Genomic DNA, 25122 nt, shown 5'->3' with positions numbered 1-25122 from the left:
GCGCTTACTCCTCGTCCCCGGCGTCGCCGTATGCTTCGTTTTCCGTCCAGGTCCGCTTGGAACCGGTCAGGATGATGTCCCACTTGTACCCGAGGGCCCACTCGGGGCTGGTCAGCTCGTGATCGTACTGGGCCACCAGGCGATCCCGGGCGTCTTGGTCTACGATCGACTGGTAGATGGGGTCCAACGGGAAGAGCTGGTCGCCGGGGAAGTACATCTGGGTGACGATGCGCTGCGTGAATTCCGAGCCGAACATGGAGAAATGGATGTGGGCCGGACGCCACGCGTTCAGGTGGTTCTTCCACGGGTACGCGCCAGGCTTGATGGTGGTGAAGCTGTAAGAGCCGTCGCTGCCGGTAATGCAGCGTCCGACGCCGGTGAAGTTCGGGTCAAGCGGTGCGGGGTGCTGATCGCGTTTGTGGATGTAGCGACCGGACGCGTTGGCCTGCCAGATCTCCACGAGCTGGCCGGCAACCGGGCGGCCGTCGCCGTCGAGCACCCGGCCCGAAACGATGATTCGCTCGCCCTGCGGTTCGCCGTTGTGCTGGATGGTCAGGTCGGATTCCAGGGCGTGCACGTCCTGGTGGCCGAACGCCGGCGAGTAGAGCTCAATGGTTTCCGGGTCCGCGTGGTGCAGGCTCTTGGTGGGGTGGCGGAGGATGCTGCTCCGGTACGGCGCGTAGTCCAGCCGCGGCATGGTTTCCGGTGCTTTGCCATTCTTGAGTGCCTCGGCGTAGCGGGCTCCGATGGCCTTGATCTCTGCACTGAGATCCGCCTGTGTTTCCACATCCTTGGTCTCGTGGGCCGCGTGTGGCTCTGCGGGTGGCACGAGTTCCTCGGATTCGAGCGCTTCTGTGGCAGTAACTTGTGCTGTGTGGTCTTGCGGCACGGCTGGCTCCTTTCTATGGCTTCTTATGACGGTCAGGGGCGGTGGGCTTACACCCGGTGGAGCGAGTCGTACTGCACGGCGTGACGCACCGGAGCGTTGGGCGCCCCGTAGCCGTCATAGCTGCCTCGACGCTCCGCCATTTCAAAGAACACGCTGCCAACTGTGGCCGTGTAGAAGTGGAGGAATTCGCCGTCGGCGTCCCGGTCATACAGGAGGTTGAGCTCCTTGAGGGTGGCCAGGAAGCCAGGTTCGAGATCGAACCTTGCGTCAAGGTCCTCGTAATAGTTGGCGGGAATCTGCAGGAACTCGAGCCCCCGATCGCGTGCGGACCGGGCTGTTGCCACGAGGTCGTCTACTGCGAAAGCGATGTGTTCCTGATACGTTTTGCGTGCTTTTTCGGCCTGCTGCGCCGGCGCGAGGTTCAGCACCAGCCTGACGGCTTTGTTGCCGGTTTGCATCACCTGCGAGCGCACCAGCCCGCCGGGGCTGGGCACCTCGGCAAAGGGCTGCGGTTCCAAGGCGAGGGCGCTGGTGTAGAAGAGGACGGCTTCGTCGAAGTGCTGCCACGGCTGGGCCAGATTGACGTGGTCGATCACCGCTGCGCGGCCCGCCTCCGGATGTCCTACCCCTTCACCAAACTCCTGCGTCCATGCAGCGGTTCCGTCCGGGCTGCCCTGGCACAAGAAGATCTCGGTGGAGTCCGGGGCTGCGATTCCTTGGAAGACTTCCTCGTCGGCTTGGACCCTGCGGGCCACCACAGGTGCCTTGAGTTGCTGGGCGCGAGCGGAGGCAATCACCGGTGAATCGACGTCGAACCCCAACGCGGCGATGGCAGGCTCGGCGTGGGATGCGGCTTGCTCGTTGATGATGACGCGGGCCTGCCCCATGGTCCAGAGCTGGACGTCCTTGGTGCGGTGGCGGCCGTTGAATTCGAAGCCGAGCTGCCCCAGGAGCTTCTCAAGCTGCGCAGTGTCGTCCGCCTTGACCTCTGCAAAGTTGAAGCCGGCCGGCTCGTTCACCTTGGGCAACGTGGCAAGTTCCATGGGATAACGACGGCGGTTGTTCCCTTGGGTTCCTGCCCCGGTCTCCGCCGGGCTGCCGGACAACCACTTGGCGCTCTGTTCCTCCAGCCAAATGAGCGAACGCATGGCGTCGACGGCGGTCCGCTCGGTATCGGACTGCCGGAAAACGTCATTGAAGACTTCAAGCGAAACAGGCCCGGTGTAGCCTGCCCGGACGACGTGACCCATGAACTTGGCGAGCTCGAACTGGCCCTCTCCCGGGAAAACCCGGTAGTGGCGGCTCCAGGACAGCACGTCCATGGTGAGTTGGGGGGCGTCGGCCACCTGCACGAAGAAAATCTTCTCCGCGTTCATGTCCTCGATCGGGGCAGTATCCCAGTCGCGGGACAGGATGTGGAAGGAGTCCAGGCAGGTCCCAAGGTTGGGGTGGTCCACCATCTCCACAAGGCGGTAGGCGTGCTCGTAATCGTTGACGTACTTGCCCCACGCCAAGGCTTCATAGGCCACCTTGACCCCATGGTCGCCGGCAAGCCGGGCAAGTTCGTCCAACTGTTCGGCCCGCAGCCCGTCGTCGTCGATGGTTGCTGTGGCGACGTTCGAACAGACCAGGATGGTGTCCATCCCCAGGCGTTCCATCAGGTTGAACTTGGCCTCCGCGCGCTTGAGGTTGGCCTTCAACAGGTCCGGGGTGACGCCGTCGAAATCGCGGAACGGCTGGTAAAGGTCCAGGCCCAAGCCGAGGTCCGCGGCCATCTTCCGGACGTCCTCCGGGCTGAGCGCCGTGGTGACGAGGTCCTGCTCGAAGATCTCAATGCCGTCAAACCCTGCGATGGCGCAGGCCTGCATTTTCTCTTTCAGCGTGCCGGACAGGCAGACCGTGGCGATTCCGGTGCGCATCAGCGGCCTGCCTTTGCGAGGGTTGGGTCGGCAGCAGACGCTGCATCCTCGAAAGCGATGAGTTCCAAGAAGTGCGCCCGCATCCGTTCAGGGTTGGCTTCGCGCCCTGTGATGAGTCGGAAGGCGTCCGCCGCCTGCCCGACTGCCATGCGGCCGCCGTCGAGGACGTCGCAGCCCATGGCGCGAGCCTCGCGGACCAACTGAGTTTCGATGGGGCGGTAAACGATGTCCGCCACCCAGTGCCGTGGCTCCAGGAGAGCCATGTCCAGGGGCAGGCCCGGGTGTGCGGCCATGCCGATCGGGGTACAGTGCACCAGGCCATCAGCCAGCGGCATGAGCTCCGGCAATTCGCCGGGGATGTGCGGCGTGACCGTGCTGGCAGGAAAGAGGCCGCCTAGTTCCTCAGCGCGTTCTGCGGCGCGGGCCGGATCCACGTCGACGAGATCCAAAGTGGCGACACCGGCCTTGAGCAACGCATAGGCGACGGCGGATCCGGCGCCACCCGCGCCGAGCTGGACCACGCGGTGGAGCTTTGCTTGCGGGAGCCCATTGGCGAGCGCCGCGCCGAAGCCGGAGAAGTCCGTGTTGTGGCCGATGAGCCGGCCGTCCTGAATCAGGACCGTATTGACGGCACCCAAGCGGCGGGCGTCGTCGGAAATTTCATCAAGGTGCTCCAGCACCAACTGCTTGCAGGGGTGGGTGATGTTCAACCCGTTGTAGCCCATGCGCTGGGCTGCGGTGAGGAGATCGCCGACGGCGGTAGCAGGCAAAGCGAGTTCCAGCAGGTCGATGGGGCGGTACAGCAAGCGAAGGCCCTGAACGTCGGCTTCGCGTTCATGCATGGGAGGGGTCAGCGAGGGCATGACGCCTTCACCAATCAGGCCCACCAGCACGGACTCGGCTCGGTTGCTCATCCTCAAGCTCCTTTAACTTAACCACCGCCGATGGGAGGCGATAGTGGCGCTCCCGCCTTCGGTGTTGTTTAGATTACTACAAATGTTCATATTCCGCACGCATGTTCTTATCGCGAACAAACGTAGCGTTGCGGGGCCCGCTCTACACGCTCCCGGGTTCAATTACCCAGCAGAGCGGGCCTCGCAAGGGGTTAGCGCTGGGGCAGGCGTGCCGAAAGTTCAGCCGCAGCCTCCTGCAAGGTGGGCACGAAGGCAAGGAGCTCCTCCATGGTCATGCGGAAGACGGGGACGGCGGTGGCAAGCGAGGCGAAAGCATGGCCTTGGCCATTGAGCACCGGGACGGCGACAGCCCGCATACCGATCTCGTTTTCCTCGTCCATCACCGCGTAGCCTTGGCGCCGAACCTGGTCGATCTCCGCTCGGAAAGCATCCCTGTCAGTGATGGAGCGCTCCGTTAACGGCTCAAGGGGCAGTTCCTCCAGCAAGCGTTTCCGTTCTATTTCTTCCTCGAAAGCCACGATTGCCTTACCCACCGACGTCGTATGCAGCGCGCCCAAGTGCCCCGGATCGCTCGTTACCCGGAACGTCTTCGGTCCGTCCACCTTGTTGACCGTCAGGTGATGGTTCCCGTCGCGCACGGAGAGGATGGTGGCCTCTTGGGTGCGCTCCGTGACCCGCTGCAGGACCGGCAATGCAGTTGCGGCAAAGCCGTGATGATTCGACACCCGCTGCCCCAGTTGGAACACGCGCAAACCCAAGTGATAGCGGCGGCCATCGGGTTCATAATCGACAAAGCCGTCGCGCGTCAGGGAGCCCAGCAAGCGGTACGTGGTGCTGAAGGGAAGGCCCGCACTCCTGGCCAAGTCGGCGGCGCTGGCGCCCCGGGGCTCGTCCCCCAGCAGTACGAGCAGGCTCAGCGCCTTTCCAACCATGTCTGTTTTTGTGTCGTCTTTCACACTCATGTATCGATGCTCCCACATAGTGAGAGCTATTTCTAGATAGTGGGGACATCTCTTGACAGGTGACCGCTCTCACAGTCACTATTGCTGTATTGCACAAGTAACTTCCACCATGCGGTTACTTGCCCGGGATCGACAGGCCGCACTCGGCGTGAGACTCCGCAGAAGACAGATCAGCGACATCGTCGTCACAGAAGGAACCTCCCATGCGCCAAACAATGCCGTCAGCGACGCCAGGCATTACAGAAACCACCGGAACGCCCAAGAAAGCAGCCCTCGCCAGCTTCCTGGGCAGCGCCGTCGAGTATTACGACTTCTTCATCTTCGGCTCAGCCGCGGCACTGATTTTCCCGCACGTGTTTTTCCCGTCCGCCGACGCCAATGCCGCGGTCATGTCCTTCGCCACCTTTGGCTTCGCCTACCTTGCCCGGCCTATCGGCGCCGCTTTCCTGGGCCACTTCGGGGATCGGATCGGGCGCCAAAAGGTCCTCATGTTCACCCTGGTCCTGATGGGCGCCTCAACGTTCGTGATTGGTTGCCTGCCGGACTTCAAGAACATCGGCTGGGGCGCCCCGATCCTGCTGGTGCTGGCCCGCCTTTGCCAAGGTTTCTCGGCGGCCGGAGAGCAAGCCGGCGCGTCGTCGATGACCCTGGAGCACGCCCCGGACAACCGTCGTTCCTTCTTCACCTCCTGGACACTGACCGGAACTCAAGGGGGCCAGATCCTGGCAGCCTTGGTGTTCATCCCCGTGGTCGCACTTCCTGACGACATCAAGTACGGAATCGGCTGGCGGATCCCATTCTGGCTCAGTGCCGCAGTAGTGGTGGTCGCGTACTTCATTCGCCGGACACTGCACGAGCCGCCGGCATTCGCCGAGGCACGGAAGAACAACCAGATCTCCAAGCTGCCTATCGCCGACCTGCTCAAGCACCACTGGCGGGATGTCCTCCGTGTTGTCTGCTGTGCTTTCATCGCCGCCATCAGTACGGTCTTTGGAACGCTCGCCATTAAATATGCCCAGGACGTTTCCCACGTGAACAGCACTATTACCCTGTGGCTGGTGGTGGTGGCCAACGTCGTCGCACTGGGAACGCAGCCGCTGTTCGGTATGCTCGCCGACAAAATCGGCAGGAAGCCGGTGTTTATTTACGGCGCTCTTTCCAGCGCCATCCTGACGCCCTTCTTCTTCCTGTCCTTCGACTCCGGATCCACGCCGCTGATGTTCCTCGCGGCCGTTGCATACTTCTCCTTCGGCTACGCTGCTGCAAACGCCGTCTGGCCGTCCTTCTACGGGGAGATGTTCAGCACCAAAGTCCGCTTCTCGGGCTTGGCCATCGGGACTCAACTGGGCTTCCTGGCCGCGGGCTTCGCGCCCACTATCGTCTCTGCCGTCGGCGGCACCAAACCTGGGGGCTGGGTTGCGGTCTCGGTCTTCTCGGGCATCGTCTGCGTCATCGCCGCGGTCGCCGCCTTAACGGCCCGCGAATCGGCAAAGATCCCCACCTCGGAACTCGGCTTGCGGGCTTAGCACCACTGCCGGCCAGCCCACCCGCAATCCATCAGCGGAGGCCGCACCCCTCCCCGATTACTGACCCGCAGCACGCGGAAAGCCCGGCATGCCCCTGGCAGACCGGGCTTTCCGCTGCCCTTAGTGGTGCGAGTTCTGAGTGCGCGGGTTAAGGCAACTGGAAGGAGTGTGGCGTCAGGGAGTCGGGCGGATTGCCGCGTCCTTGCTGTACGACGTGACCTGCGAAGCATCGCCGCTGTCCAGCACTTTGGAGTGCGTGGTCGATCCGTCAAGGACAACATGCTGTGATGCCACATCGCTGACAACATGGTTCAGTGCAACCACATTGCCGTCCCCGCCGGCGACGAGTATCTGCGTGGGCTGGGCACCAATCGGAAGGATTTTGGCGGGCGGGACATCGTAGGCAAACAGGTTATCCGAGACCAGGTTGTTGTCTCCCACCACGTGCATAACGCCGTAAAGATCATCCAATCCGTTCCCCCGCCCGATGAAGGGTGGGTAGCCTTCCGCGGTCCGGCGAAGATGGTTGGCCGTGATGAGGTTCTCTTTGCAGCCGTTGAGCATCCGGAGCATCCCGGGATAGAAGCCCTGGAGCCTGTTCGATGCAACGGAGCATCGGTTGCATCCCGTTAATTCGATGAGGCTGCGGCCGCGGGGGAAGAGGTTATTTCCCGTGACGAGAAGACCCTCGTGATTTTCGGCCAGCAGCGTGACTCCGTCGGGCCCTGCTCCCATGTGGTTTCCGCTGACAATTGTCGCCTGCCCCGCCCCCGTGAGCTCAACGCAATTTCCACATTCGGCGATCATATTGTCGTTGACGCGGAGCGCGTCGGCGCCGCGCACGATCAGGGCATGTTCGAGGTACACAAAGCCCATCCCCGTGATGTGGAACGAATCGTTGTCGGACGCAACCTCGATTCCAGTCTTGCTATTGCGATAGCTGTTCTTGTCGGGGGTGAACGCGACGCCGTCCAGGCAGAAGTCCCGGAACACAATCCCGGACAGTCGCGGGTCACCTCCCCGCTTCACGAGGAATGCTTGCGGGGCGCCCGGAGAAGTAAGGACCCGGATGTGGCTGCCACCGGGCTGAAGGTTCTGCCATCCCGTAGGGTTCGAATTGTCGAGGATGCTTCGTGAAAAGAATCCATGCCCGAATCCCGCAATGGTTAGATAACTAACGTCTACCACCACCTGGGTCACCAGATCGTAGTCGCCCGGAGGGATAATGATTGCCGCCCCGGGACGGGCGTCCGGAGTGGCCTGGCGCCTTTTGATGTCAGCAATGATGTCGTTGATGACTGCGCCGATGTCGGACTGGGCGGTCACATCGGGACGGCCCTTGACGCTCCACGCCGTCACATCGTACGTATTTGGTGAAGTGAAGGGTTTGCCCTGCGGGTTGTCGGCAGCGTTTGCCGCTTGTGCTCCGCCAAGGGACAGCGCGGCAGCTAAGGTCCCCACAGCGCCGGCACCAACCAGCGAGCGGCGGGTTGGCGCGCTCGACTCAACACTCTTGCCAAATACCATCAGGTACTCCTTTTTAGTGGGGTGCGCTCCCCAGACATCCGGAACGGTCTGGTCCCGGGCAGGAAGCGTCGCAAAGAAAAAACGTTTTAGCTGGCCACCGACGACGATAGGAGCCGCTCACGTGGCCTGTCAACGAAAAAATCTTCGAGTCCCGTTTTGGCACGTTGGGCCGCCAGCAGCCTCGCAAGCCAAGAGGTCCGTCGCTGCCCCGGCCAGGCCCAGTAGCTGCACGACGACGTCGGGCGCGGATCGCGGGTGTGACTCTTGACACCGCCCAAGGACCCAGCCTGTTGTGATGACAAGTCGTTTTGGCAAAACGGTTTTTCATCCCGGTTTTTCATCACCCTCACTATCACCCCTTCTTCCGTTCCGTTCCCTCAGAGAAAGGGAGTCGACAGCGATGTCCTCTCGAACAAAGATCTCCAGGCTTGCCGCTGTTGGCGGCCTTTCCGCTGCTGTGGTCTTAGCTGCCTCCGCATGCGGCGCAGGTGGTCCCGCCCCGTCGGGGCCTTCCGGCAGCAGCTCCATCAACGTCCTCGTCGAGGCAGGCGGGCATGCGGAACTGCAGCCCATCGCCGATCAGTGCAAGAAGGACACGGGAGTCAACGTGAACTTCGTGGAGCTTCCGTACGACGGCCTTTTCAACCGCTTGTCCAGCGAATTCTCTTCGGGCAGCGTCTCGTTCGACGTTGCCGCCCTGGACTCCGTCTGGCTGCCGAGCTTCAAAGATTCGCTTCAACCCATCGACGAGCTCTTCACCGATGAAGCCAAAAAGGACATCTTCCCGGCCCTGGTCAAAGAAGCCAACGTTGATGGGCACTTCATTGGGATGCCGGCGTGGACCAATGCCGAGATCGTCCTCTACCGCAAGGATCTCTTTGAGGACCCCAAGAACAAGGCCGACTTCAAGGCCAAGTACGGCTATGACTTGGCAGCACCCAAGACTTGGCAGCAGTACCAGGACATCTCCGCCTTCTTCACGAAGGACGGGATGTACGGCACGGACGTCAAGGGTGGCGTGGAAACGGAGTTCCTTGCCCACGTCCTACAGGCCGGCTCCCCCATGGTCCTGGACAGCAACAACAACGTTGTCATTGATAATGCGGCCCACAAACAGGCCCTTGATTTCTACACCAGCCTTGTCAAAGATGCTCCCGCCGGCGCCGCCCAGGTGGACTGGGCAGCCGCCCAGAATCTCTTCAACCAGGGCAAGACAGCCATGACCCAGTTCTGGGCTCACGCGTACCGGCAGATCCCGAAGGACTCCCCTGTCTACGGCAAGGTTGGCACAGCACCGATGATCGGTGGTTCTGCTGGTGTGGCCGGCGTTCCTGGCCCTTGGTACCTCTCGGTGCCCAAGGCAACCAAGAATGCTGATGCAGCCAAGAAGTTCGTCAAGTGCGCCTTCGACCACAACGATCTGGCCATCCAGTCAAGCCTCGGCCTGGCAGCACGTATCTCCGCCTTCCAGAAGTATCAAGACCAGCCCGGTTACGAGAGTTTCAAACCGCTCATCGAAACACTTAACGCCCCCGCTACGGCCACTCGTCCCGCAACGGCAAAATGGCAGCAGATCGTGGATACCGTGCTGGTTCCGATGCTCCAGAAGGCTGTGGCTGGCGGAGACAGCTCCGCCCTGCTCGCGGACGCGAAGTCCAAGGTCCAAGCCCTCCTTAAGTAAGTAAGACTCCGCGGCCGGCATCGGCCTAAGCTTTGCCGGCCGCGGACCCAACCAGCGGAAGAGAATCCCGTGCGCATTCCTGATCGCCGCTTCGCCCTCTACCTGATGACTCCCGCGGCCCTGTTCCTCGCAGTCTTCGTTGCCTACCCGCTGTTCCGGTTGGTTACGGACAGCTTCTTTAAGATCTCCCCGGTCGTTGGGGGTCCACGCAGCTTCGTCGGTTTTGACAACTACGTCGCTGCTTTCACTTCCGAGGCCTTCATGGGTGCCGGATGGCGAACGCTCGCCTACACCGTGATGGTAGTGACCCTCGAGTTCGCGCTCGGTTTGGGCATGGCCCTCCTGTTCACCACGCTTGGCACCAAGTCCCAAGTCTGGCGGACCATGTTCCTCTATCCGCTGATGATTGCCCCGATCGTGGCCGGTCTGCTGTGGAAGTTCCTCATGATCGACAACTTCGGTTTGCTGGGAACGATGCTGACGCAAGTGGGGATCCTGCAAAATCCGAACCAAATCGGATGGTTGTCCAACCCCGACATCGTTTTGTTTTCCGTTGCAATCCCGGACATCTGGCTAACCACCTCATTCATGTGCCTGGTGCTGTTCGCGGGGCTGCAGAACATACCCGGAGACCTGATCGAGGCGGCAAGGCTCGACGGCGCCCGCGCTCCGTCGCTGCTTTTCCGCATCATCCTCCCGCTCCTGCGTCCCGTTATCGCCGTCGCGCTGGTGGTCCGTGGCATCGACGCCGCGAGGGCTTTTGACACGATCCTCATTCAGACCAACGGTGGTCCGCAATCCGCTTCCGAAACCATGAGCCTGCTGATTTATCGGACCATGATCCGCTTTGGCGACCCCGGCCTGGCAAGTGCCATGGGCACGATCTACCTGTTGGCTATGCTTGCCATCGCCCTCGTTGCCGTAGCCACGATTTGGCGCCCAGGAAAGGACACCTGATGAGCACCGCACCAGTCCAAGCAGTCCCGGCGCTGAAAGACACAAAGCAACCTGCCTCCGCGAGGACCAGGCGACGCCGCGGCGTCAACAGGGAAGGACTCGAAGCCGGGAGGCGCAGCACAAGGACCATCTTGTGGGTTCTCCTCGCTGCATCCCTGATCCTTTACGGGTTCCCGTTCCTGTACCTGCTCCTCACATCATTCAAGACGCCGATCGATACGATTGCCGTCCCCCCAACCATTCTTCCCAAGGAATGGACGTTGGATAATTACGCCAATGCCTTAGGGCGCGGCGGGGTACTGGCGTCGTTCATCAACAGCATCCAGACCGCTGTTATCAGTACGTTGTTGTCCTTGGTTCTGGCCGTGCCGGCCGCATACGGCATCACCCGCTACAAAACCGCCAGCGGACGGGTCTTCATCATGGCCGCGTTGGTGACCCGCATGGTGCCACCGGTAGCAATTGGCATTCCGCTCGCGTCCATGATGGCCTCGGTGGGTCTCTCCGACACACCCATTGCGCTCTCGATCGCCCACACCACCATCTCGCTGCCGCTGTCCATCTGGCTGATGTCCAGCTTCTTCGAGTCGGTGCCCAAGGATCTTGAGGAGGCAGCCACTGTGGACGGCTGCAGCAGGCTCGGGGCCCTGTGGCGCGTGGTCATCCCGGTAGTCTCCGGGGGCATCGCTGTCACGGCGATCTTCGCCTTCCTCGCCTCGTGGAACGAGTTCCTCTTCGCATTGCTCATGACCGCGGTCCGATCCCAAACCACCCCCGTCGTCATTGCCAACTTCCAGACGCAGTTCGGCCTGGACTGGGGTTCCATGACGGCCCTGGCCGCCATCTACTCGATCCCGGTCATCCTCCTGACGCTTCTGTTGCAGCGCAAGATCGTCGCGGGTATGACGCTCGGCGCCGTCAAGGGCTGACAAACTAACCAAACAGAGGGGAGAAGCTATGCCAAGCAACAACTATTACGACGTGACAACGTGGCCCGTCGGCAACCCGTCCGAGGACATCGGCGAGGTAATGAACAGCATCATCGCCGACATCAAAGCCCGGCAATCTGCCACAAATGTGGACGATGGTGGAAAACCAGGTGCGGTCATCTACGTTCCGCCCGGAGACTACCGGCTCCGCACGCAGGTGGTCATCGACGTCAGCTTCCTCAAAATTCATGGCTCCGGGCACGGCTTTACGTCATCCAGCATCCGCTTCAACGTTCCCGAGGACGAATGGGCCGGCTTGCACGAGTTGTGGCCGGGAGGAAGCCGCATCATGGTCGACCTTCCCCTCGGCACGGACATGGAGGAAGCCAAGGGAGCCGCCTTCTACGTTGAGCGGACCGGTAGCCCGCGGATCAGTTCGGTCGAATTCTCCAACTTCTGCATCGACGGGCTGCATTTCGCCCCTGACGGCTCGGCAATGGAGCCCGAAAACACCTACGTCAACGGCAAGACCGGCATCTATATCGCCAGTGCCAACGACTCTTTCCGGGTCAACGGAATGGGGTTTGTCTACCTCGAAAACGCTGTCACCATCTACAACGCGGATGCACTTTCCATACATGACAACTTCATCGCTGAATGCGGGAGTTGCATCGAGTTGCGGGGCTGGGGACAGGCATCAAAGATCACCGACAATCTCCTCGGAGCCGGCTTTAGAGGTCACACGATCTACGCCGAGAACCACGGCGGGCTCCTTGTTACCGCGAACAACCTCTTCCCCCGTGGCGCAAGCAGCATCCACTTCTCAGGCGTTACGCGTTCAAGCATCACCAATAACCGTTTGCATTCGTTCTACCCCGGCATGGTCATTTTCGAAGCGGACAGCTCTGAAAACCTTGTGGCCACGAACCACTTCCTGCGTGACCACGAGCCCTGGACACCCTTCTTCGGGGTAGACAACGGCCTTGACGACCTCACCGGGCTTCTGTGCATCAGCGGCAGCAATAACTCTCTGATCGGCAACCACTTTTCCGAGATCGTCGACTCCCAGGGCATCCGACCGGAAGGGGCGACGCCGGTCATCATCCGGCTGAAGGCGGGGGACGGCAACTATGTTGCCAGCAACCACGTGGTCGGGAAGGACATCCGGGCTACTTCGGGGGGCTCCGCTTTCGAAGCCCAAGTTGATGCATTGCTGACCACCAACGCCTCGGATGGTTTGGCCGTTACGGCCGTCCTGGTCGATCCCGAATCGGCCAGCAACACAATCCTTGATTCGGGCAGCGAAGCACAGGTGATCGCGGACCGAAGCGTCAATGCCGTCAGGGCCCTGCCAACACCCGCTTTCCAGGCGACACGTGCACCTGTAACCAGCTAAACGGCTCCGGCCTAAGAAAATGAAGCAGCCGAACATAGGATCAGCACCATGAGGACGCGGGAGAAGAAATGACCAGTAGATCAGTCGGTATCAAGGATGTGGCAGCGGCTGCCGGCGTCTCTGTCACCACCGTCTCCCACGTCCTTAATGACGTCGCCTACGCACGCGTTGGCGCAGAAACAAGGGAGCGCGTCCACGAAGCGGCTCAACGGTTGGGTTACGGACCCAACCGTCTCGCCCAAGCATTGCGGACGCAGCGCTCGGGAATGATCGGGTTCATCAGCGAGGAGATCGCCACTACCCCGCATGCGGGCAGGATCATCCTCGGAGCAGAGGAGACGGCTCGGAGGCGTGGCTACCGCATCATGATCATCAACTCCACCAGCACCGGTTCCCAAGCATCCAAGGAAGGCCAGGTGGCGGACCTGCTGGACCGGCAAGTGGACGGCATCCTTTATGCCACCATGTACCACCGAAAGCTGGCCGTTCCCAAGAACCTGGCCGGACTCCCGGCCGTACTCGTGGACTCCGAGGACATCAGCCAGACTGTTTCATCCGTTATCCCGGACGAATTGGGCGGCGCAAGGTCGGCCGTCCAAACCCTGATCGACGCCGGTCATACCCGGATAGGCATGGTCAACAACACCGACGACGTGCCGGCAACCCACTCCCGGCTCAAGGCATTCATGGAAACGCTGTCCGACGCCGGACTGCCTTTCCACGAAGAACTGGTCCAGTCCGAGCCCTCGGAAGTATCTGGCGGGTATCAGGCTGCCCTGCGCTTGCTGAAAGGACAAGACCGCCCCACCGCCGTGTTCTGCTACAACGACCGGATGGCCATGGGCGCGTACAGGGCCGCCGGGGAACTTGGCCTGAAAATTCCGGACGACATTTCAATCGTCGGTTTCGACAACCAGCAGCTCATCGCCGAAAGCCTCTACCCTGCCCTGACAACCGTTGCCCTGCCCCACTACGAGATGGGCGCGTGGGCAACCGAGAACCTGATCGACGCAATCGAAGGAAAGACCGACCTCCAATTGTTCGCGGCGCATCCCACCGTTCTTCCCTGCCCCATGGTTGTTCGTGATTCTGTAGCATCACCGGCACGCGCCAACACCTGACCTCGAGTCCGTTCAGCAACCAACGCGCCCAATTTTTCAAGGACCCCAACATGCACAGCACCTCAGTTTTCCCGTGCCCCGAACCAGACGTCGTCGTCGTCGGCGAATCGATCATCGACATCATCCACATGGCCGGTGGTCTGGTTGGCTTTCCGGGCGGTTCCGGGATGAACGTCGCCTTCGGACTGGGCCGTTTAGGTGTCGGCACGGCATTTCTCACGGCGCTGGGCAGGGACGAACACAGTAAGAGCATCCAGCGGCACCTGAAGGCAGCCGGTGTGCAGTTGCTTCCGGGATCCGAACACCTTCGCCGCACATCAACTGCACAAGCGTCCCTAGGCAGCGACGGTTCCGCAGAATACGAATTCGACCTCGAGTGGAGCCTCCCCCACATCGCTCCTACTTTCCTCCCAAAGGTGCTGCACACCGGGTCGCTGGCCTCGTTCGTGGAGCCCGGGGCAAGCAGCGTGCGGTCCTTGCTTGAACTGTTCGCGGGACGCTGCCTGATCACGTACGACCCCAACATCCGCCCCACTCTCCTCCAGGACCACGCTGAAACGCTCAAGACCTTCGAACGCCTAGTGGCCCTGTCCACGGTGGTAAAGCTCAGCGCGGAAGATGCCGGGTGGCTCTACCGTCAGAAGTCTTGTCACGACGTCGGACGGCGAGTCCTCGAGCTCGGGGCGGAACTGGCCGTCATTACCGACGGTGCGGCCGGATCCCACCTGCGTTCGAGAACCGCACAGATCGACGTTCCGGCAGCCCAAGTGGTGGTCAAGGATACCGTCGGCGCCGGCGATGCCTACATGTCCTCGCTCATCGCGGGCCTCCTTGAAGACCCCGCGGGGGACTTTGGTTATGACAAGCTCTCCCGCTTGGGCACGGCCGCGTCCTTGGCTGCCGCCATCACGGTGGGTCGGCATGGAGCGGAGCCGCCAACGCGGGCGGAACTCAATCAATCCCTGCAGGAACTCAACGAATCCCTGGACCTGGCCCCGGTTTCCCGAAAGAACTCCGATGACTGACACAACCTCCCGCCCTGCCAGCCCTGCCGAAACCGCGACCCAGGATTTCAGGCCAGTTCTGCACTACACAGCCGAGAAGACGTGGCTAAACGACCCAAACGGACTCGTCTGGCACCAAGGCATCTACCACCTCTTTTACCAAAGCAACCCCTTTGCCAACGTCTGGGGAAACATGTCCTGGGGCCATGCCACGTCAGCCGACCTTGTGCACTGGACCGAACAACCCGTGGCCATCGCTTGCGATGAGGAAGAGGACATCTTTTCCGGCAGCATCGTGGTGGATCATGGCAACACGTCCGGTTTCGGCACCTTGGAACACCCCGCACTGGTGGCCATCTACACGAGCGCGTTCAAGGGGGGCTCCGTGCATGAAGGCACGCAAGCCCAGTCACTCGCGTACTCCACGGACGGCGGGATGACGTGGAACAAATATCAAAGCAACCCGGTTCTTGCCCGCGGCTCGGCCCATTTCCGGGACCCCAAGGTGTTCCGCTTCGAGGGGGCGGCAGGTTCCTACTGGGTGATGGTGGCGGTGGAGGCCCAGCATCAGCAGGTTGTGCTGTACCGCTCGGCCAACCTCAAAGACTGGGAATATCTGAGCACCTTCGGGCCCTCAAATGCCTCAGGAGGTGAATGGGAATGCCCCGACCTCTTCCCCCTCCCGCTCGACGGAAACCCGGACAGTATCAAGTGGGTCTTGGTGGTCAATATCAACCCGGGCGCGGTGGCTGGCGGATCGGGAGGTCAGTACTTCGTCGGCGAATTCGATGGAGTGCGGTTCACGGCAGATCCTGATTCACTCGTCCCAGCCGGTGCAGGCGGAGCTCCGGACCTGGAAAACTGCCTGTGGCTGGATTGGGGGCGCGACTACTACGCGGCCGTTTCGTTCAGCAATGTCCCGGGGAACCGCCGCATCATGATCGGATGGATGAACAACTGGGACTATGCTAATTCGCTGCCCACGTCTCCGTGGCGGTCCGGAATGTCGCTTGCCCGTGAGGTGCAGCTCGCCGCCGTGGACGGCTTACCGCGCTTGGTCCAGCGGCCGGTACTGCCGGTCAACGCCGGGAAGCCGACCCTCGACGTCGAAAATGTGGAGCTCGGGGACTCCCCGATCCAACTGCCGGACGCAGAGCCCGGCTCCGCTCAGCTGATCGAGGCGGAGATCGTTCCCGGAACGGCTGGCACCGTGGCGTTCAGGCTCTTGGCCGCATCGGATGGGAGCACCGGAACGGTCCTTAGCTTCGACGCTGGGACGAGCCGGCTCACGCTGGATCGCCGGAGTTCCGGAAGTACCTCCTTCCACACGAAGTTCGCGTCCGCTGAGTCTGCACCGGTGAAGCTCGACGACGGCGTGCTGACGCTACGGATCGTCGTCGACCGCTGCTCGGTGGAGGTGTTCGCCCAAGGCGGCCGGGTAGTTTTGACTGACCTGGTGTTCCCCCTGGCCGGAAGCGTAGGTACCCAACTGCGAGCGGCCGACGGCGGGACGGCTTTGGTTCGGAAACTGACCATCACGGCGTTGTCCTGACCACTGGGTCCTGCCCCACGCGGCCACGGGGACGGGACGCTAGACAGGCGGGCATATCCGATGAGCATGGCTTCGAGTGGAGCGTTTAGGGTACCTTCACCGGGCAGTTTTGCGGGCGGGTCTTACATGAATTCCAATTCGGCGGAATGACGAGTGACTTTCAGCGGTAAATGGCGGTCTTTTCACAGCGCTATTTGGCGCATCGGTAGCCCGCAAGGGGATCGGCTTACGGACGCGCTGCAGTCGGACGGCAAACGTAGGGCTGCACTGGCCCTGAGCACAAGGAGTCACTCCCGAAGCGGGATCATGCCTAGAAGCTGAGTCGCCGACTTTCGGTTGTTCCATCGGCGTAAGTCACGTCGACTGGTACTCCCTGATCAGATGCATTCTGCAGCTCGTTGCCGGGCAACCAGAACGCGAACTGACCCTTCGATACGGTCACGACCACTTTTTCCTTGGCGGAGTTGATGTAGGACATCGCTGTCACTTCAGTGCCGACGCGCCCTGAGGCGATTGAGATGGGCTTGTTACCGATAGATCCGGTTCCTAGTTGAGTAGCGGCAATACCTCGTGCGGGAAGCGATGGCGCGTTACTGGGCTTTCTGATTGATCCGATCGTTCCCTTGTTGAACCAGGGGGCGGTGACGTCGGTAGTGCAGGTTGCTTCAAAGCCATCTTCGCCGCTCAGGACGACAGTCACCCAAGCTCCCCGCCGCTCTGCGATCGCTACCTTCGCTGCTGAAAGATCAGTCGAATACATGCCTCCGCCGACGTGCTGTTTGGAACTCAGGCAGTCCGAAACAGCGGCGTCGCGTTCTGAACCAATAAGCGTCCCGGGTGCTGCGGTCCACGTGGCGAAGGCTGGGTCGCCTCCCGATATTGCTGGAAAGACGAGCATTCCTGCTGTGGCTGCGGCTGCGAGTCCACCGAGCGCGACTGCCCGGCGCCGGCGATTAGGCGTGGTTCTGGCCGAGGGCTGGGTGGCCGTCTTGCTGTTAGGCCCAGCGGGAATCGGTTCGGAGTTGAGGATGCGCATGAGGTCACTTTGTGCCCGCTCGCGGCTCGGCGGGGAGCTTTGCTCTGCCGTGTCCATCGAGCGAAGAAGTACGTCGAGATGCTGGTTGTTGTTCATCGAGTTGAGGCCTTTTCAGGTGATGCCGCAAGAACGCCGGCGGCATGGTCTGGTAGGTGGTCGAAAAGGAGCCGGAGGGCCCGCCTGGCGCGCGTAAGTCTCCATCTGAACGCGACAGGAGAGATTCCGAGGACTTTGGCTGCCTGTGGAGCCGCCATGTTCTCGAAGACCGCGAGCCCGAGGGTTTCTTGATGGACTTCGGAGAGGAGGGCCCAGGCGCGGCTTAGATCGATACGGCTTCCGACCAGGTCAGCGTGAGAGGCGCTGGAGAGATCGGGCGATACATCGGCAAGCCGGATGCCTAGCGACTGGCGTCGTTGTTCCCCTCGTCGTGCATTCAGCAAGAGGTTGCGCGTGATCCCGAAAAGCCAAGCCCGGGCGTCATCTTCACTCGCTGGTGCTTCGGCAAACCTCCTCCAGACGACAAGGAAGGCTTCTGCTACGACGTCTTCGGCATTTGTCGACTCCGTACGTCGCTGAACAAACCTCAGGAGGTCGCCGTATGAAGATTCGTATAGAGACCGGAACACGTCCGCCCTATTGGGGGGCCTGGATGGATGACTCATACCCTGTACCTGTCCGCCACGTGCCTAAGTGTGTCGCAGGTAGCCGGAAAATTATTGCAGGCTCCTCGGTCAACCTGTCGCCGTGGCTAACTAGTCATGCCTCAAAGCCAACGCCCACACAGCACAAAACACGGATAGAGTTCTCTCCAATTCGAGCTTGTTGCAGCGTTGGTGAGAAAGCGCCGAGTGTCCGGTAAAGGATCCTCCACCGTGGATCTCCAGCGCAATCATCAAATAGGAATGGAGCGGTAAGAGATACGCATGACACCATATATTTGGGTTACGATTCTTTGTCTTGTCTTAATCATGGGAATCCTCGTCTACATCGTTACCAGGCGCCCACGCGTCAAGCTCGACGACGGCAACCATAAATTTCTCTATGCCACCGTAATCACAGCCACGGTTGCCGGCTTTGTCTTCGCCTGGATCCACGTCTGGATCGTCACGGACGGGTTTCGAGGGCGCTGAAGGATCCCGTACCGGGACCGTCGCGAAGCATTTGAACAGTTCATCGACCGGTGTGCATCTGCGGGCGGCTCACTACTTGTGCTTGACCTCGATCGCCTTTTCTCGCGGACCCGCATCGGCCCCGCAGCTGGACGGTTCAACGACGGCCATCACCCCCGATTGAGACGAAGGCTTTCGTCGCAGGCCGCGAGGTCGCTGACGTTGAATGAATAGTCCTCAGGTGATGTTGTATGGAACCGAAATGTCAGGCACCCGAGGATGCGGCCGTCAGCTCCGCGAATTCGAAGCGCCTGAGGGTTGCTGTTCGAGTCAACGTAGAGCAGCGTTTTTTCGCCCGGGGACAGATTCCGGGCCTTATACAGGTCAAGGGTCACGGCGTGATTGGTGTTGTTAATGACCGTGCCCCCGCCCATTGATCACCTTCCCAATAACTGCCGCAGCCGGCCGCGGGGATCAACAAACCAGCCGCGAACACAATCCCTGCGAACCGCCTCGTCCGCGTTCTCGGCCAAGCTGTGCGGGTCCCACAAGCGTCAAATTCTTCGCGCACCGGGACGTGCCCCCCTTCCGGCTTCCCAGCCATAGTTGTTAGGTCCAACCGCCATGCAAACATCTTCATCGATGCGCGGACGATCGGTGGGATGCACACCTCGGAATTCGCGTCAGTTCCAAGGGCACGAATAAGCAGCACACCGCCATTCCGTCCTTGTCGCTGTCCGGTTCCTGCCTACCGAGAGTCCGCTTCACCCCCCAAGCCGAGACACTGAGCCGATGCGTGCCCGTAAGGCGATCCCCCAGCGGACACCCAAACCCACCTGCACATTCCGGCGCTGTCATCGTCGCATGATCCAGTCCACGGGGTAGCCGAGTTCCTCGAGAGTTAGGAGCAGCGGTTCCGGAGGTGACGCATAGACATAGATCTCAAAGCCTTCCCCGCGGATTTGGATTCGCGTGGAAAATAGTCCGCGTCAGGCGGTTCCAGTTCCAAGGAAATGGAACGCCCGTGCCAGGGCGAGAGTTGGACCTTCAACGGAACCTATTCGTCTACAACGACCCTTGATGTGCTGCCGGGAAAGTCGATGTCGAGGGGCATGAAGGTGGACTGAAAAGCTATTCCCGCCGTCCTATCAAGCGCCCCTCCATCCGGGGGACTTGTGACAGGGTGCCGCATCCCCACAACCGATTCACCTAGGAGCTGTTCCGGTGTCGGCGCCAAAGGCAAAGAAGGATAAGCCATAAACGGAACGTCGCGCCCCTGAAAGTGTCGAGAAGCTGCGACCTGGAACATAGCACCGTATGTTACGGACATCATCCACGACTCCGCGAGGAGGACCGATGGAGCAAGTGCGAGGGTGGTCACCTCCAGTCCTTGCTTCCGACCCTTGGATTTTGGTCGGGCGAGGTAATCGAGAGTTGGAGAGCTAAAAATATCGACGGCGTTCTTGCCCGTCAGAGCGCTGAGCGAGAATGTGCCATCTGAGTTGGGGGGATCGGTGGTAAACGTGAGGAGATTGTCATCCCGGGATCTGACGGCGAGCCCATGCTTGACCTTGTTATGGGCGGCATTGATATCGATGTCGTCTCGCACTAGTAAGTACATGGCATGCTGCAGCCAGGCCGCCATGACCCCCAAGGCCTTGTTCATCATCTCCATCTGTTCAGCACTTGCTGTCTCTGCACCGTTCGGTAAGACCGTCTTCCAAAAGGTCTCGAGCCCCGTCGTGCTTAGCAGTTGGGCTTTGGCCTCATCCACGAGGACTGTCGTTCGATTTGGCCCCTCAGCGATCGCCGCCCAGACGCATCTCTCCACGCCCATTTTCGGGGCGACCACGGTCAGCGCGTGATACAGGCGCACGAGTGATTCAGCTGCATGATGGCGAACCGCGAACGAATCGGTAGCTATTTGAAGCTCGCGGTCGGATTCGGTGAATATCAGAATGCCAGGGACGCCGGAGAGCCCAAGTGCGGCAGCAACCTGACCACCCATCCCTTCAGTGGTATCAGCTTGAAGCGTTCCGGCGGACGAAATCAATGATGCAATGCGAGAGGAAAAGTAACCGAGAGGCCTCGATCCAAAATAGTTGTCGTCAAGATCCATTGCTTGCGCTGGAGTGAGATTACGCCCTTCGGGATTTGTGAACACAACAGTCATTCTCCCCGGGCGCGTGTCCGGCGCCTATGCCAAGGGTGCCTTACGCTCAGAAGAGTAGTTGGGCCGTCCCGATTCGAAGGAAGTGGAACACCGCCGAGGCGAACGATGCTGGTGTTATCTATGGTGCTGGAGTTATAATAGGTAAGAAGGGTGCAGGAACGTCAGGTTCCTCATTCGGTTCGCGTCCGAAGTACTCACAAAGCGTCTGGTCGGGGGTTCGAGTCCCCCTACCTCCACTTCACGGGGGTATAGCTCAGTTGGTAGAGCGGGCGCCTCCTTTAGCACTGAGAGGTGCAGTCAGACCCGGCAGGTTGATGCCGGGTCTGACCCTTTTAAGAAGGCTAAGCGCCGACCGCTGGGCGCGGTCGGCGCTGGAAACTTGCCGGTGACCGCAAGGGACGCACTCATCTACGTTGGCGTGGCCTAGGGGTCTCGCAGCTCCTGCCACTTTTCGCCGTCCCACAGCCAGCCCAGTCGGGACCGGTCATGCACGACCCACAAGTGTGTAATGCTGGGATCCAGCTGCGGCTTGGTCGTGGGGAGACCCCATCCGTCGTCCGCCCAAGAGGGTGACTCACGGCTGAGTGGGCGGGCGATGTTGTACCAGGTGTCGTCGTTTAGCCACACGAACAAGTGGCGCTGCTCGGCACCGGATGCAAGCAGCTTCGTCGGATTGTCGGGCTTCTCGTTGAGTTCCTCCATCAGTCGGTCAAGTGACTCATCGCTGCCGCTGACCGAGCCGCCACTTCCAGTGCTAGTCCAGATACGGTGAACGTGATCCGGATCCTCCGGGCGGTCCGGATGCGGCTGGTAGACCGCTCTCTCGACGCCGGCGTCCAGTAGCGGCCGGTAGATTCGTGAAAGTTCACCCTTTTCGATAACGTGCGCCGCTGCGCGCTGGTCGTCGAAGTACGTCTCGCCCACGAACTCCAGTTCCGCAATCGCCGGCGGCACTCGCTGCATGAAGGTTTTCATCCCCGGCTGGGTGTCCGAGACAAACACGAGCCAGCAGCCCTGCAATGTCGTCGTCGGAGAGCCCTTCGCCTTAGACCTGGAAAGGGCGTGACGAGCGCTCTGCTTCTCGCCGTCGGTGACAGCCGTAACTTCGAGGGCGACAGTGCCATCCGTGGACATGTAATCGACCCCGCCGTGGGTATCTGCGTGCTCGAGCTGAATCCCCATCACCCGCTCAACGACCTGCTTCGCTATGGCCTCGTTCGGACGTTCCTGATTCATTGGCCTCTTCCGCTCGCGAATGTCGTACGTGTGAACCTGAAGTAATTGTGGCCCAGGCTTCTTCCTTGCCAAGAGTTTTGGGTGTCCGCTGAGGGATCCTTCACCGGACACTCAGGAATTTTCCGTGGTTTCAAGAGGCTGGGATACTCCGGGCGGCAGGACCAGACGGTTACAAACCACCAACAGGCTTCGACCGCACCCAGTCACGACGGAGAAGAATTGCTTTATGTCGTAATTGGCGATCAGCCGCGACAGTCCAAGCAGTTGGCCCCTACAACTAGAGGGCCTTCGACAGTGAAGTACTTACTCGCGGCCGGCAGACAAGCTTACGGCTCCAACGACGAGAGGAACCGTAAGAGGTCTGAGCCAAAGCTAATCCCCGATTTCGACTGCGTTGATGTGAGTGCCGGGCTCGAGGTGCTGCGTTGCTAAGCGAAGCTGTCCCATCAGGCTCCAGTAGACCTCCATATCGCTGAGTTCAAGGTTGTGAAGCTCATCATCGCCGCCTAGAAATAGTGGCACTTTATAGCCGACGCATTCATCAAAGGCGAGGTCGGCGGGATTCTCCAGTCGCCACTTGTTGAAGAAACTTGGAAGCAGGCTTGGCTCGGGGTCGCGGACAAGTTCGTCGTCGTGGTAAGTGGAGAACCGTCTTGGGATCTCCAACGCATATCCTGTCCCAGGTTCCAGCAGCAGAATCTCGGGGTCGGGCTCCTTGGTTCTGAGGTCAAGAATGAACTGGCGGCCAAGTCAGTCGAATCCGAAAGGGACGAAGGGGAACCTGAACTCCGGGTAGGCTTCGGCGAGCATCACGGCCGCCCTCTTTGAGGTCTCTTCGGAGTGGACCCTATAAAGTCCACCATTGAAGGTGCACCCCCCGTAGCGGGCAAACAAACCGGACACATCGCCTGTCCCGGCAGCTGGCGCACCAGGGGTGCCGCTGGTTACAGCGAAATGCGTGCTGAAATTTTCTAACATAAGACCATCAACTCACACCGATCGATACTCCATGGGTTGGGGGCCCTCGCGGCAAGGATCGTGTTGTCGACGTGGGGGTTTCCATCCCCGCAGCGGGTAGGTCCTTGCCGGCGTTGCTTTCCTTGGCCGGGTTAGTTCAAAGCCCCATCATCGTGCACCATTCCCGTGTTGCGGCGGTCTCGGTCTGAAGCATTTGTTGCCTCCAGCCAGGCGGGACGTTCACGAAGCAGAACCGCCTCCCCAATCCGCTCGCCCTGCGGTGTCGCGTCGAGCCACACTATGTCCCCGGGTCTCAGTCGGGAGGGATCGGGAAAGGAAGCCCATTTAGTCGCAATGCGGACGATAGCCTCCCCGGGGGTGCAGTCCCACGGCCGATGCGTCGACCTCCCGATGTCACCTGGTACGAGGAGGCCTCGACGGTGACATACGGAGACCACTTCGGAAGGGGTGACCCAATCTTCAACTGCCCTGGCGAGAACGTCCTCGGATAGAGTGCGCATGTCATGCCACTGGTTAAGGTTCAACGTCCACCTCCACTTCGTCTTTGTCGGAATACTTTATGCCGATTGTGGCCCTCCCATTTCTGGACGAAGCCCAAGGCCTATCTCCGCCCCCGTCCGGGCGGCGGATCTAAGAATCCACACTGGACGCCAGTTTGAAAGCTTCCCGTCACCGGACCGCTTTGCGGACGCACGAGCAGAAACTGTCTCGCATGGCCGTCATTCAGTTTCCAGGTGACGGGCGATCATCCAGGTCCGGTGATGCTCGCCTCGAGCGAACCCTAAATCGGACGGCCGGAACCGACTGAGGGGAACACGCTGAATGTTCCCACCGATCGATTGCGCCAAACGCTCATTCAACCTTTGCGCGCCGACGTTGTCATCGAAGGTGGCCACCTCTCAACTTGCGCCCGGTGACTAAACGGACGTCCCAAGAGTCCGGTTGAGGATCCCTATTCGGACGCGGGGACCTCTGCTAAACCACCGACTTACGGGCGTTGCTCGGGCCGCACGGTGCTTCGGCAGTTCGCCCGGACGCGGGGTTGTGGGTCAGGCTTTCGTCCTGGTGCCACCGTGATCCTTGAGCGAACGCTTCACGGACTCCGCCTACGGGTGCAATGTATGGTCGGTGACAGACCAGGTGTCTCAAGACTCCTTAGGTACGACCAATCTGTGGAAGGTGCGTCATTAAAACTCTCCGGGGGATCAAGCGGCTATTTACCGAATTACCTCAACCAGCCAGAACCTTCCACCGGTGCTTCATCGCGCTTTTCCTGGGCACTTTTCTTCTCGGCGTCATAACCAGAGTGAACGGGGTTGCCATCGGCGTGAGTGTAGCTGGTCTGTTCTTGTTCCTGTTTGGGCTGCATGTCTTTCGAGATATCAATGGAACCGCAAGTACATGGTCGAGGATCTACAGGGAGAGCCGAGGAATCAGACCTGGGGGTTTTACATTCGCTGACGTCTCGTCGATTAAGGGCATGGGATTCATGTACATGCTCATGGGCATATTCTTCGCAGTGCTCGGGATTCAATTTTCTTTGTCATGACCGGGCGAAGGGGCCGGTAAAGGATCCTCCACCGGACCAGGCCCGCTCAGACGACGGAGGGCCGACTGACGTCGTAGGGGTCCCAGTCGAGGTCCCAGAAGGCCCCGATTCCGTGATCCTGTATGTAGCGGCGCTCGGCCTCATGGATGGGGTAGAGACCACTGAGGTTGATTGGCAGAGTCTCGCCGATGTTGATGCCGGTGTAGTCCTCACGGTCAAGGACGGCGGGGGCGAAGATGACGAATGCGGTCATGTCGGAGTCAGGAGCGATCCTCTCGCCGACGTTGATTGTGTCGCCGATTTGGAACGGGTTTCCCCGTTGGCCCTCTCCGATGTGCGCGAGGGCAAGCGGCCAGCGGACGTCGTCGGACTTCACGCTGATACAGAGCTCAGGCTTGCCGAAGCGCCAGAGGGGGTTGTTGGCTAGGCTGATGCCGTAGGTGAAGCCGGTGATCATCCCGCGCTCGGGAAGGTTGTCGTAGACGATCGCAGTCACACCGGGCAGCCCGGGATGACTCTTTTCGACCGGGAAGAACCGTGGCTCGATCCCGCCGCTGAGGTCGTCGAGATGGGAGAGGAACTGCTCAAGGCGGGTGGGCACCCCGCTACTCTAGCAACGCTTCGACTTATGAGACACGGGAGACGGACGGGAATCCTCGTCGGT

General features: G+C 60.7%; 20 protein-coding genes. 9 read left to right on the top strand and 11 right to left on the bottom strand.

Annotated features, from left to right (window positions below):
* Nucleotides 1-4: 4 nt before the first annotated feature.
* The 4 genes from pcaH to QRN42_RS07885 form a co-directional block, all read right to left on the bottom strand.
* Nucleotides 5-889, bottom strand: coding sequence for a protocatechuate 3,4-dioxygenase subunit beta (pcaH, locus tag QRN42_RS07900; protein ID WP_284978700.1), 885 nt, complete (start codon nt 887-889; stop codon nt 5-7).
* Nucleotides 890-936: 47 nt separating this feature from the next.
* Nucleotides 937-2808, bottom strand: a complete 1872-nt coding sequence (locus tag QRN42_RS07895) for a bifunctional sugar phosphate isomerase/epimerase/4-hydroxyphenylpyruvate dioxygenase family protein (RefSeq protein ID WP_284978699.1) — start codon at nt 2806-2808, stop codon at nt 937-939.
* Nucleotides 2808-3722 (bottom strand): shikimate dehydrogenase, encoded by a 915-nt coding sequence (locus QRN42_RS07890; protein ID WP_284978698.1) that lies wholly within the window; start codon nt 3720-3722, stop codon nt 2808-2810. The genes QRN42_RS07895 and QRN42_RS07890 overlap by 1 nt, the downstream gene beginning before the upstream one ends.
* Nucleotides 3723-3913: 191 nt before the next feature.
* The gene (locus QRN42_RS07885) at nt 3914-4684 is read right to left on the bottom strand and encodes an IclR family transcriptional regulator (RefSeq protein WP_284978697.1); all 771 of its coding nucleotides are present in this window, start codon (nt 4682-4684) and stop codon (nt 3914-3916) included.
* A gap of 203 nt (nt 4685-4887) precedes the next feature.
* Here QRN42_RS07885 and QRN42_RS07880 point away from each other — a divergent pair, with 203 nt between their 5' ends.
* Entirely contained in the window at nt 4888-6210 is a 1323-nt protein-coding gene (locus QRN42_RS07880; RefSeq protein WP_284978696.1) for an MFS transporter, read from the top strand.
* Nucleotides 6211-6384: 174 nt separating this feature from the next.
* On the opposite strand, the gene QRN42_RS07875 is transcribed toward QRN42_RS07880, so the two are convergent.
* Nucleotides 6385-7737 carry a NosD domain-containing protein gene (locus QRN42_RS07875; protein ID WP_284978695.1) on the bottom strand — a complete coding sequence of 451 codons (1353 nt, stop codon included), beginning with the start codon at nt 7735-7737 and terminating at the stop codon, nt 6385-6387.
* 400 nt (nt 7738-8137) lie between these two features.
* Here QRN42_RS07875 and QRN42_RS07870 point away from each other — a divergent pair, with 400 nt between their 5' ends.
* The 7 genes from QRN42_RS07870 (at nt 8138) to QRN42_RS07840 (ending at nt 16377) form a co-directional block, all read left to right on the top strand.
* On the top strand, nt 8138-9418 hold the full coding sequence (locus tag QRN42_RS07870) for an extracellular solute-binding protein (RefSeq protein WP_284978694.1): 1281 nt from the start codon (nt 8138-8140) through the stop codon (nt 9416-9418).
* 69 nt (nt 9419-9487) lie between these two features.
* Nucleotides 9488-10375 carry a carbohydrate ABC transporter permease gene (locus QRN42_RS07865; protein ID WP_284978693.1) on the top strand — a complete coding sequence of 296 codons (888 nt, stop codon included), beginning with the start codon at nt 9488-9490 and terminating at the stop codon, nt 10373-10375.
* The gene (locus QRN42_RS07860) at nt 10375-11304 is read left to right on the top strand and encodes a carbohydrate ABC transporter permease (RefSeq protein ID WP_284978692.1); all 930 of its coding nucleotides are present in this window, start codon (nt 10375-10377) and stop codon (nt 11302-11304) included. The genes QRN42_RS07865 and QRN42_RS07860 overlap by 1 nt, the downstream gene beginning before the upstream one ends.
* Nucleotides 11305-11332: 28 nt before the next feature.
* Entirely contained in the window at nt 11333-12700 is a 1368-nt protein-coding gene (locus QRN42_RS07855) for a NosD domain-containing protein (RefSeq protein WP_284978691.1), read from the top strand.
* A gap of 68 nt (nt 12701-12768) precedes the next feature.
* Nucleotides 12769-13821, top strand: a complete 1053-nt coding sequence (locus QRN42_RS07850; RefSeq protein ID WP_284978690.1) for a LacI family DNA-binding transcriptional regulator — start codon at nt 12769-12771, stop codon at nt 13819-13821.
* A gap of 50 nt (nt 13822-13871) precedes the next feature.
* Entirely contained in the window at nt 13872-14846 is a 975-nt protein-coding gene (locus QRN42_RS07845; RefSeq protein WP_284978689.1) for a carbohydrate kinase family protein, read from the top strand.
* Complete coding sequence (locus tag QRN42_RS07840) at nt 14839-16377, top strand: glycoside hydrolase family 32 protein (protein WP_284978688.1); 1539 nt, start codon at nt 14839-14841, stop codon at nt 16375-16377. The genes QRN42_RS07845 and QRN42_RS07840 overlap by 8 nt, the downstream gene beginning before the upstream one ends.
* A 310-nt stretch (nt 16378-16687) precedes the next feature.
* Here QRN42_RS07840 and QRN42_RS07835 read toward each other — a convergent pair whose 3' ends face one another.
* Nucleotides 16688-17509 (bottom strand): hypothetical protein, encoded by an 822-nt coding sequence (locus QRN42_RS07835; RefSeq protein WP_284978686.1) that lies wholly within the window; start codon nt 17507-17509, stop codon nt 16688-16690.
* Nucleotides 17506-18075 carry an RNA polymerase sigma factor gene (locus QRN42_RS07830; RefSeq protein ID WP_284978685.1) on the bottom strand — a complete coding sequence of 190 codons (570 nt, stop codon included), beginning with the start codon at nt 18073-18075 and terminating at the stop codon, nt 17506-17508. Before QRN42_RS07830 ends, QRN42_RS07835 begins: the two co-directional genes overlap by 4 nt.
* A 306-nt stretch (nt 18076-18381) precedes the next feature.
* On the opposite strand from QRN42_RS07830, the gene QRN42_RS07825 reads away from it, so the two are divergent.
* On the top strand, nt 18382-18543 hold the full coding sequence (locus QRN42_RS07825) for a hypothetical protein (RefSeq protein WP_284978684.1): 162 nt from the start codon (nt 18382-18384) through the stop codon (nt 18541-18543).
* Between the two features lie 1036 nt (nt 18544-19579).
* Here QRN42_RS07825 and QRN42_RS07820 read toward each other — a convergent pair.
* The 4 genes from QRN42_RS07820 to QRN42_RS07805 all read right to left on the bottom strand — a co-directional run bounded on the left by QRN42_RS07820 (nt 19580) and on the right by QRN42_RS07805 (nt 25059).
* Nucleotides 19580-20686, bottom strand: a complete 1107-nt coding sequence (locus tag QRN42_RS07820) for a hypothetical protein (protein WP_284978682.1) — start codon at nt 20684-20686, stop codon at nt 19580-19582.
* Nucleotides 20687-21118: 432 nt separating this feature from the next.
* Complete coding sequence (locus QRN42_RS07815; RefSeq protein WP_284978681.1) at nt 21119-21931, bottom strand: hypothetical protein; 813 nt, start codon at nt 21929-21931, stop codon at nt 21119-21121.
* Between the two features lie 372 nt (nt 21932-22303).
* Nucleotides 22304-22597, bottom strand: a complete 294-nt coding sequence (locus QRN42_RS07810) for a T6SS immunity protein Tdi1 domain-containing protein (protein ID WP_284978680.1) — start codon at nt 22595-22597, stop codon at nt 22304-22306.
* Between the two features lie 1907 nt (nt 22598-24504).
* Nucleotides 24505-25059 (bottom strand): suppressor of fused domain protein, encoded by a 555-nt coding sequence (locus tag QRN42_RS07805; RefSeq protein WP_284978679.1) that lies wholly within the window; start codon nt 25057-25059, stop codon nt 24505-24507.
* Between the last annotated feature and the right edge of the window lie 63 nt (nt 25060-25122).

It is taken from the genome of Arthrobacter sp. fls2-241-R2A-200 (genome assembly GCF_030209745.1).
GTDB lineage: Bacteria > Actinomycetota > Actinomycetes > Actinomycetales > Micrococcaceae > Arthrobacter.
The sequence above is the reverse complement of the archived record's forward strand: the minus strand, read 5'-3'. Positions and strand labels throughout refer to the sequence as shown.

Excerpts from the sequence above, each read along its gene's own strand:
- QRN42_RS07895 (WP_284978699.1), bottom strand. The coding sequence starts at position 2,808 with ATGCGCACCGGAATCGCCACGGTCTGCCTGTCCGGCACGCTGAAAGAG.
- QRN42_RS07890 (WP_284978698.1), bottom strand. The coding sequence starts at position 3,722 with ATGAGCAACCGAGCCGAGTCCGTGCTGGTGGGCCTGATTGGTGAAGGC.
- QRN42_RS07885 (WP_284978697.1), bottom strand. The coding sequence starts at position 4,684 with ATGAGTGTGAAAGACGACACAAAAACAGACATGGTTGGAAAGGCGCTG.
- QRN42_RS07880 (WP_284978696.1), top strand. The coding sequence starts at position 4,888 with ATGCGCCAAACAATGCCGTCAGCGACGCCAGGCATTACAGAAACCACC.
- QRN42_RS07875 (WP_284978695.1), bottom strand. The coding sequence starts at position 7,737 with ATGGTATTTGGCAAGAGTGTTGAGTCGAGCGCGCCAACCCGCCGCTCG.
- QRN42_RS07870 (WP_284978694.1), top strand. The coding sequence starts at position 8,138 with ATGTCCTCTCGAACAAAGATCTCCAGGCTTGCCGCTGTTGGCGGCCTT.
- QRN42_RS07860 (WP_284978692.1), top strand. The coding sequence starts at position 10,375 with ATGAGCACCGCACCAGTCCAAGCAGTCCCGGCGCTGAAAGACACAAAG.
- QRN42_RS07855 (WP_284978691.1), top strand. The coding sequence starts at position 11,333 with ATGCCAAGCAACAACTATTACGACGTGACAACGTGGCCCGTCGGCAAC.
- QRN42_RS07850 (WP_284978690.1), top strand. The coding sequence starts at position 12,769 with ATGACCAGTAGATCAGTCGGTATCAAGGATGTGGCAGCGGCTGCCGGC.
- QRN42_RS07845 (WP_284978689.1), top strand. The coding sequence starts at position 13,872 with ATGCACAGCACCTCAGTTTTCCCGTGCCCCGAACCAGACGTCGTCGTC.
- QRN42_RS07840 (WP_284978688.1), top strand. The coding sequence starts at position 14,839 with ATGACTGACACAACCTCCCGCCCTGCCAGCCCTGCCGAAACCGCGACC.
- QRN42_RS07835 (WP_284978686.1), bottom strand. The coding sequence starts at position 17,509 with ATGAACAACAACCAGCATCTCGACGTACTTCTTCGCTCGATGGACACG.
- QRN42_RS07830 (WP_284978685.1), bottom strand. The coding sequence starts at position 18,075 with ATGAGTCATCCATCCAGGCCCCCCAATAGGGCGGACGTGTTCCGGTCT.
- QRN42_RS07825 (WP_284978684.1), top strand. The coding sequence starts at position 18,382 with ATGGGAATCCTCGTCTACATCGTTACCAGGCGCCCACGCGTCAAGCTC.
- QRN42_RS07815 (WP_284978681.1), bottom strand. The coding sequence starts at position 21,931 with ATGAATCAGGAACGTCCGAACGAGGCCATAGCGAAGCAGGTCGTTGAG.